Raw genomic sequence first — 7507 nt, 5'->3', positions numbered from 1 at the left:
TCCGACTTGTCCCATTCGAAGAAGACGATGTACGGCCCAGGGCTGCACTCAGCGACCGCCGCCTCCGCCGCCGGTCGCTGAGTGCAGCCCTGGGCCGTACATCGTCTTCTTCGAATGGGACAAGTCGGACATCACGCCTGACGCCGCCACCATTCTGGACAATGCGGTTTCGGCCTACAGCAACTGCGGCAGCGCGCAGGTCATGCTGGCGGGTTATGCGGACCGTTCGGGTTCGGCCTCGTACAACGTCGGCCTGTCCCAGCGTCGCGCCGATGCCGTCAAGGCATATATCTCGTCGAAGGGCATTCCTGACGGCGTGATCACGACCCAGGCGTTCGGTGAATCGAACCCCCGCGTCGAAACCGCCGACGGCGTCCGCGAACTGCAGAACCGTCGCGTGGAAATCACCTACGGTCCGGGTTCGGGTCAGTAAGATTTTCCGTCCTTCGGGATGGGAAAGGATCGAGGGGCTGGTCGAGAGACCGGCCCCTTTTTCCATGCGGTTTGTACAGGGAGGGCCGCGAACTCGCCTGTAGCGGGCTTCGGACCAAACTTCGGACCAAATCGGGGAAGGTGCTGTTCTCGCCCGGCCAGCCTCTGATGCTGCCAAGGCAGTGCGGAAGTTGCGTGCAACGGATTGGCCCCTCGCGAGCCGCTGTCTTGCTCGAGCGCCCTTGGAGGAGCGGCTTGTGCCCTCCGGCCCGGGGCATGATCGGGATGAAAAGCGGTGACATTTCGGATCGCTTAGGCAACAAAGACCGTCATGTTGCGTTCGCCTTGCAGCGTTCTTCTCGGAGTTGGTTCATCATGAAAATTGCCGCAATTCTTCTGGCATTGCCGATGGCTGCCCTGGCATCGGCCTGTGCGACCGGGTCGTCGGGGACGGCCCCTGCAAGCGACGCCGCCGCGCCCGTGGCCCATGCGAAGCTGCTGGCCGCAGACGGATCGCCGCGCGGAGAGGCGACGGTGACGCAGGCGACCGATGGCCTGCATGTGCTGGTGCGCGCGCAAGGGCTGACGCCGGGCATGCATGCCGTGCATATCCACGGCACCGGAACCTGCACGCCGCCCGATTTCACGAGCGCTGGCGGGCACTGGAATCCCACGGGTCACAAGCATGGCAAGGATAATCCTGCGGGCATGCACATGGGCGATATGCCGAACATGATCGCCGGCGCCGACGGTTCGGGCGAAATGGAATATGTCATCCCCGGCGGAACCATCAGCGGAGGCGCGACGCCGCTGCTGGACGGCGACGGCGCGGCGTTGGTGATCCATGCGCAGGCGGACGACAACAAGACCGATCCTGCCGGCAATGCGGGTGGACGGGTGGCCTGCGGCGCGCTGTCGACCTGAATTCGCCGGGAACGCTTGCGACAATCGCGTCTTATTCGGGATCGTTCCTGTCCGCCCGATAGCGTTCGATCAAATGATAGGTCGAGCCGTTCTGGCTGAGATGGCTTTCATAGAGGGCGAACTCATCGACGGTGAATGGGGCGCTTGCCAGGCCGGCATGAAGGGCGATGAAGGCGTCCATCGGGCCGGCCGTGCGTCCGAAGCGGGCGAGGGTGATATGCGGCAGATAGCTGCGATCGTCCGGCGGCAGGCCCGCGGCGATGCAGGCGCGGTCCACTTTCCGATGAAGCCGGGCGAGGGGTGCGCGTGGCTCCATGCCTGCCCAGAGCGCGTTGACATGGCCCTTGCGGTCGAAGCAGCCCACGCCGGACAGTGCGGTCCGGAAGGGCGAAAAGCGGATATTCGCCAGCGCGTCGGCGACGTCATTGGCCTGATGGCGGTCGACCTCTCCAATGAAGCGCAGGGTGATGTGCAACTGGTCGTCGTCCTGCCAGCGCGCTCCGTTGATCCCGTTCATCAGGGCGATGAGGCCGGCGCGGATGTCGGCGGGCGGGCGTATGGCGACGAACAGGCGGTGCATCGCCTTCCTATAGCTGTTTCGCGGCGATAAGTCAGATTGCGCTCGCCGCTTGAATTGGAAGCGCGATAAGCCGATAATGAGGGAACCGGCCGCATGGATGCCGGTGAAGGAGAATATCTCATGGCCAATTGGTCCGATCCGCGTTCCGACGTTGCGGGTTTTGGCGGCACGACCGTTGCGCGCGGGGAGGCGTATGACGCTGGCCTGCGCAGCTATATGCTGTCGGTTTACAATTATATGGCGAGCGGCGTGCTGCTGACGGGCGTCGTCGCCATGCTGTTCGCCTCCAGCGGGTTTGCTTACCAGATCCTGGCCGGACCCGGCATATTGAAATATGTCATCATGTTCGCGCCGCTGCTGTTCGTGATGACGATGAGCTTTGGCATCAACCGTCTGTCGACCTTCGCGATGCAGGCGATGTTCTGGGCCTATGCCGCGGTGATGGGCCTGTCGCTCTCGTCCATCCTGCTGGTCTATACCGGCACGTCCGTTGCCCAGACCTTCTTCGCGACGGCGGCTGCCTTTGCGGGGCTGAGCCTCTGGGGCTATACGACGAAGCGCGACCTTTCGGGTTTCGGCACCTTCCTCATCATGGGTGTTGTCGGTCTGCTGGTTGCCAGCCTCATCAACCTGTTCCTGCGGTCGAGCGCCATGAATCTGGTGATCAGCTTCGTCGGCGTGCTGCTGTTTGCGGGTCTGACCGCTTATGACACGCAGAAGATCAAGAGCATCTATGCCTATGTCGCCGGAACGGACATGATGGGCAAGTCGGTGGTGATGGGGGCGCTGAACCTCTATCTCGACTTCATCAACATGTTCCTGTTCCTGCTGCGCTTCATGGGCAATCAGCGCAACTGAAGACGGCTTTAGCTGAAATAAGGGAAGGCCCGGCGAAGTGGTTCGCCGGGCCTTTTGCCTTGGGGGTGCTTCAGGCGGGCTTCTGCATCTTTGCGATCAGGGCGTTGTCCAGTTCCTTTTGCCGCTTATAGGCCGGGCGCTCGCGCAGGCGCGCCGCATAGGCTTCGAAGACGGGGCGGCTGGGGATCGAACCGAAGCTGAGGCCCCAATCGACCTGCGCTCCCACATAGACATCGGCGGCGGTGAACCGGTCGCCGCAAATCCAAGCTGGTCCGGAGACGGCGCGCTCCAGGGCATCGATCGCATGGTCGAACGTGCCATAGCCGGCCAGACGCTCGCGGCCTTCGGGAACGGCAAAACCGAGCGCCTTGTTGGTGATGGCGGCCTCCACCGGGCCGGCGGCGAAGAAGAGCCAGCGATAATAGTCGGCGCGACCATCGGTGGCGGGCGCCAGGCCGGCGGCGGGAAAGGCATCGGCCAGATAGGCGCAGATGGCGGCGCATTCGGTCACCACCTTGCCTGCGTGGACGATGGCGGGAACCTTGCCCATCGGGTTGATCGCGAGGTAATCGGCCGACTTCATGCCGACGTCATAATCCAGCACGACCATGTCGTAGGGCTCTCCCACTTCCTCCAGCATCCAGCGGGCGATCTGCCCGCGCGACATCGGATTGGTGTAGAGGGTGATTTCGTTCGACATCGCGACTCTCCCGCATCTGGCGTGAGCCATCCTTGTGCCCGATGGAGAGCAATCCGCAAGTTCTCGCTTCGGCAGGCGGTCCAGCGGCTCGGGAGGCTTGATGCCGGAGGGAGGATCGGCCGCGCTGATCCGTGGCCGGTTTCTTCGGCATACCCGAATGATCAAGGGCGACCCCGAGGGGCCGCCCTTGTCATGATTGCCGATGACGGCGCTGTCTTACTTCGCCCGTTCCGCAGGCTTCGACTTGCCACCCTTCTTCCCCTTCTTGGGGGCGGCGGGGGTGATTTCGAAGGCGAGGGCGTCGTCCTTCAGCCGGACATGGACTTCGCCGCCATGCACCAGCTTGCCGAACAGCAGTTCCTCGGCCAGCGGCTGCTTGATCTTCTCCTGCATCAGGCGGCCCATCGGGCGGGCGCCATAGAGCTTGTCATAGCCCCGCTTGGTGAGCCAGGCCTTCGCCTCGTCGTCCAGGGTGATGTGGACGTCGCGGTCGGCCAGTTGTAGTTCCAGTTGCAGCACGAACTTGTCGATGACCCGCGCCACGATCTCCGGCGGCAGATAGCCGAAGGGTACGATGGCATCGAGGCGGTTGCGGAATTCGGGGGTGAAGAGCTTCTTTACCGCGTCCTCCTGCGCATCCTCGCGGGTCAGTTCGCCAAAGCCGATGCTTTCCTTCGCCATGTCCGACGCACCGGCATTGGTGGTCATGATGAGGATGGTGTTGCGGAAATCCACCGTCTTGCCGTGATGATCGGTGAGGCGGCCATTGTCCATCACCTGGAGCAGGATGTTGAACAGGTCCGGATGGGCCTTCTCGATCTCGTCCAGCAGCAGCACGCTATGCGGATTCTGGTCCACTGCATCGGTCAGCAGGCCGCCCTGGTCATAGCCGACATAGCCCGGAGGGGCGCCGATCAGGCGGCTGACCGAATGGCGTTCCATATATTCCGACATGTCGAACCGCTGGAGCGGAATGCCGAGCAGATGGGCGAGCTGCCGGGCGACCTCCGTCTTGCCGACGCCGGTGGGGCCGGAGAAGAGATAGTTGCCGATCGGCTTGTCGGGATCGCGCAGGCCCGCCCGCGACAGCTTGATCGCGGAGGACAGCACCTCGATCGCCCGGTTCTGGCCGAAGACGACGCGCTTGAGGTCGGTGTCGAGCGTCTCCAGCACCGACTTGTCGTCCGCCGAGACCGTCTTGGGAGGGATGCGGGCCATGGTCGCGATGACCTGCTCGATCTCCCTGGGGGTGATCGTCTTCTTGCGCTTGGACGGCACGACCAGCATCTGCATCGCGCCGACCTCATCGATCACGTCGATCGCCTTGTCCGGCAGCTTGCGGTCGTTGATGTAGCGCGCCGACAGCTCCACCGCCGCCTTGATCGCGTCGGGGGTGTATTTGACGTTGTGATGCTCCTCAAAGGCGCTGCGCAGCCCGGCGAGAATCTTGATCGTGTCCTCGACCGTGGGTTCGTTGACGTCGATCTTCTGGAACCGCCGCAGCAGGGCGCGGTCCTTCTCGAAATGGTTGCGGAACTCCTTGTAGGTGGTGGAGCCGATGCAGCGGATCGTGCCGCCCGACAGGGCAGGCTTCAGCAGGTTGGACGCATCCATCGCGCCGCCGCTGGTCGCGCCCGCGCCGATCACCGTGTGGATCTCATCGATGAAGAGGACCGCATGCGGCATCTTCTCCAGCTCGGTGACGACCGCCTTCAGCCGCTCCTCGAAATCGCCGCGATAGCGGGTTCCGGCAAGCAGCGCGCCCATGTCGAGCGAGTAGATCACCGCTTCCTTGAGGACGTCGGGAACCTCGCCCTCCACGATCTTGCGCGCCAGCCCTTCGGCGATGGCGGTCTTGCCCACGCCCGGGTCGCCCACATAGAGCGGGTTGTTCTTCGACCGCCGGCACAGGATCTGGATGGTCCGGTCGACTTCGGAAGCGCGGCCGATCAGCGGGTCAACCTTGCCCCGCGCCGCCTTCTCATTGAGGTTGACGGTGAACTGCTCCAAGGCACTGTCCTTCTTGCCCTTGCTGTCCTGCGCCTTCTTCTCCTCCTCCTGAGCGCCCTTGGTTTCGCGCGGTTCAGGGGCGGCCGTGCCCTTGCCGACGCCGTGGCTGATGTAGCTGACGGCATCCAGGCGGCTCATATCCTGTTGCTGGAGGAAGTAGACGGCATAACTTTCCCGCTCGGAGAAAAGCGCGACGAGCACATTGGCTCCCGTCACTTCATCCTTTCCGGAGGATTGGACATGCAGGATCGCGCGCTGGACCACCCGCTGGAAGCCGCTGGTGGGGGAGGGGTCGCTTGCCCCCTCCACCTTCAGGCTGTCGAGTTCGGTATCCAGATATTGCGTCACCGCGTCGGACAGTTCGCCAAGCTCCACGCCGCAGGCCTGCATCACCTTCGACGCATGTTCGTCGTCGATCAGCGCGAGCAGCAGATGCTCCAGCGTCGCATATTCGTGACGACGCTCCGATGCGTGGGTCAGCGCATTATGCAGGGTGGTTTCAAGGGCGGGTGCGAAAGATGGCATGTCTCTTATACTCCTGACCCCCAATGAGGGGCTGTCTTGAACCATATGTCGGCATTGCTCGACGGCGGATCAAGATGGGCATCCTGACCGCCGGAATTGCCAGACTGCCCATGCCCGGTGAGACCCTTGTCGGAGTCGCGTGGGGCGGGGCGCGGGTTCATCGCTTGAATAACGCCTCGGCGCTTGCTTTGTGGTTAACGGCGTTTTCAATCTTGGATCGGGTGCGGGCGATTTCGCCCTGCAGCGCCGCGATGCGCGCTTCGAGATCGGCAACGGACAGCGGACCCAGATCCTGCCGGATCAGCTGGGCCAGAGGATCATCGGCCTTTCGGGGCAGATCGTCTTCCATGTCCATGAATCGCAATGTTGACCCTGCGGGCCAGTCTGTCAATAAGGCCTGCATTCCGCCCGTCGATTTAGGTGCGGTGCAACATCTGCCGCGAGGGGCCGCAATGGCGATAGAGGGCGTGAAGCCGAACGACCTGCCGACGGAAATGACGGTGATCGGCATAGCGGTTCCCGGTGGGCCCGAGGCCCTGGCGCCGCAGCGGCGGCCGGTTCCCGTGCCGGGGCCGGACGAGGTGCTGATCAAGGTGGCGGCGGCCGGCGTCAACCGGCCCGACGTGATGCAGCGGCAGGGGAAATATCCGCCGCCGCCCGGCGCGCCCGACATTCCGGGGCTGGAGGTTTCCGGCATCATCGTCGCCGCGGGCGGGAGCGCGGAACTGTTGATCGGTCGGCGCGTCTGCGCGCTTCTGCCCGGCGGGGGCTATGCCGAATATGCGGTGGCGCCCGCCGGCCAGTGCCTGCCGGTGCCGGACGATTATGATCTGGTCGAGGCGGCGGCCCTGCCGGAAACCCTGTTCACCGTGTGGAGCAACCTGTTCGAGCGCGCCTATGTGGTGGAGGGCGATGTGGTGCTGGTCCATGGCGGCACGAGCGGCATCGGCACCATGGCGATCTCGCTCTGCAAGCTGTTCGACATCGGCGTCATCGTGACCTGTGGCAGCGATGAGAAATGCGAGCAGGCGAAGGCCTGGGGCGCCGATCATGCGATCAATTATCGCAGCCAGGATTTCGTCGAGGAAGTGAAGCGGATCACCGGCGGGCAGGGCGTGCAGGCGGTGCTGGACATGGTCGGCGGGGATTATCTGCCGCGCAACATCCAATGTCTGGCGGAAGACGGGCGCCATGTGTCCATCGCGGTCATGGGCGGGCCCAAGGCGGAGGTCTTCATTCCCGCGATCATGGGCAAGCGGCTGACGCTGACCGGATCGACGCTGCGCCCGCGCTCGGTGGCTTTCAAGAGCCTGGTGGCGGACGAGTTGATGCGGGTGGTGTGGGCTTTCATCGAGCAGGGCAGGCTGCGGCCGGCGATGGACATGCGCTTTCCGCTGGCGGAGGCGGCCGCCGCGCATGCGCGCATGGATGCGGGGGAGCATTTCGGGAAGATCGTGCTGACGGTTTGACGAGGGGGT

General features: G+C 63.9%; 8 protein-coding genes. 4 read left to right on the top strand and 4 right to left on the bottom strand.

Translation table 11 applies throughout. The features are described 5' to 3' along the window. Positions 1-433, top strand: a 433-nt coding sequence (locus K7W03_RS25980; RefSeq protein ID WP_222887800.1) for an OmpA family protein, incomplete at its 5' end; no start/stop codon positions are given. A 374-nt stretch (positions 434-807) separates the two neighbouring features. After that, on the top strand, positions 808-1356 hold the full coding sequence (locus tag K7W03_RS25975; protein ID WP_048578083.1) for a superoxide dismutase family protein: 549 nt from the start codon (positions 808-810) through the stop codon (positions 1354-1356). A 31-nt stretch (positions 1357-1387) separates the two neighbouring features. Here K7W03_RS25975 and thpR read toward each other — a convergent pair whose 3' ends face one another. Then, positions 1388-1936, bottom strand: coding sequence for an RNA 2',3'-cyclic phosphodiesterase (gene thpR / locus K7W03_RS25970; protein WP_099185679.1), 549 nt, complete (start codon positions 1934-1936; stop codon positions 1388-1390). Between the two features lie 120 nt (positions 1937-2056). Between thpR and K7W03_RS25965 the strand changes: the two genes are divergently transcribed. Continuing rightward, a complete protein-coding gene (locus tag K7W03_RS25965; RefSeq protein WP_025548846.1) occupies positions 2057-2794 on the top strand; it encodes a Bax inhibitor-1/YccA family protein in 738 nt (245 codons plus the stop codon). A gap of 70 nt (positions 2795-2864) precedes the next feature. Here K7W03_RS25965 and K7W03_RS25960 read toward each other — a convergent pair whose 3' ends face one another. The 3 genes from K7W03_RS25960 to K7W03_RS25950 all read right to left on the bottom strand — a co-directional run bounded on the left by K7W03_RS25960 (position 2865) and on the right by K7W03_RS25950 (position 6384). Further along, complete coding sequence (locus K7W03_RS25960) at positions 2865-3494, bottom strand: glutathione S-transferase family protein (RefSeq protein ID WP_044662586.1); 630 nt, start codon at positions 3492-3494, stop codon at positions 2865-2867. Positions 3495-3710: 216 nt separating this feature from the next. Beyond that, positions 3711-6029 (bottom strand): ATP-dependent Clp protease ATP-binding subunit ClpA, encoded by a 2319-nt coding sequence (gene clpA / locus K7W03_RS25955; protein ID WP_044662585.1) that lies wholly within the window; start codon positions 6027-6029, stop codon positions 3711-3713. Positions 6030-6186: 157 nt separating this feature from the next. Further along, the gene (locus K7W03_RS25950) at positions 6187-6384 is read right to left on the bottom strand and encodes a DUF1192 domain-containing protein (protein WP_025548849.1); all 198 of its coding nucleotides are present in this window, start codon (positions 6382-6384) and stop codon (positions 6187-6189) included. A gap of 97 nt (positions 6385-6481) precedes the next feature. On the opposite strand from K7W03_RS25950, the gene K7W03_RS25945 reads away from it, so the two are divergent. Further along, the gene (locus tag K7W03_RS25945) at positions 6482-7498 is read left to right on the top strand and encodes an NAD(P)H-quinone oxidoreductase (protein ID WP_222887798.1); all 1017 of its coding nucleotides are present in this window, start codon (positions 6482-6484) and stop codon (positions 7496-7498) included. Positions 7499-7507 lie beyond the last annotated feature (9 nt).

This window comes from Sphingobium sp. PNB (assembly GCF_019873065.1).
Classification (GTDB): Bacteria; Pseudomonadota; Alphaproteobacteria; order Sphingomonadales; family Sphingomonadaceae; genus Sphingobium; species Sphingobium fuliginis.
This window is presented reverse-complemented; position numbering and strand designations above follow the sequence as displayed.

Bases quoted from the DNA above. Each gene is read 5' to 3' on its own strand.
- thpR (WP_099185679.1), bottom strand. From the start codon at position 1,936: ATGCACCGCCTGTTCGTCGCCATACGCCCGCCCGCCGACATCCGCGCC.
- K7W03_RS25965 (WP_025548846.1), top strand. From the start codon at position 2,057: ATGGCCAATTGGTCCGATCCGCGTTCCGACGTTGCGGGTTTTGGCGGC.
- K7W03_RS25960 (WP_044662586.1), bottom strand. From the start codon at position 3,494: ATGTCGAACGAAATCACCCTCTACACCAATCCGATGTCGCGCGGGCAG.
- clpA (WP_044662585.1), bottom strand. From the start codon at position 6,029: ATGCCATCTTTCGCACCCGCCCTTGAAACCACCCTGCATAATGCGCTG.
- K7W03_RS25950 (WP_025548849.1), bottom strand. From the start codon at position 6,384: ATGGACATGGAAGACGATCTGCCCCGAAAGGCCGATGATCCTCTGGCC.
- K7W03_RS25945 (WP_222887798.1), top strand. From the start codon at position 6,482: ATGGCGATAGAGGGCGTGAAGCCGAACGACCTGCCGACGGAAATGACG.
- K7W03_RS25975 (WP_048578083.1), top strand. From the start codon at position 808: ATGAAAATTGCCGCAATTCTTCTGGCATTGCCGATGGCTGCCCTGGCA.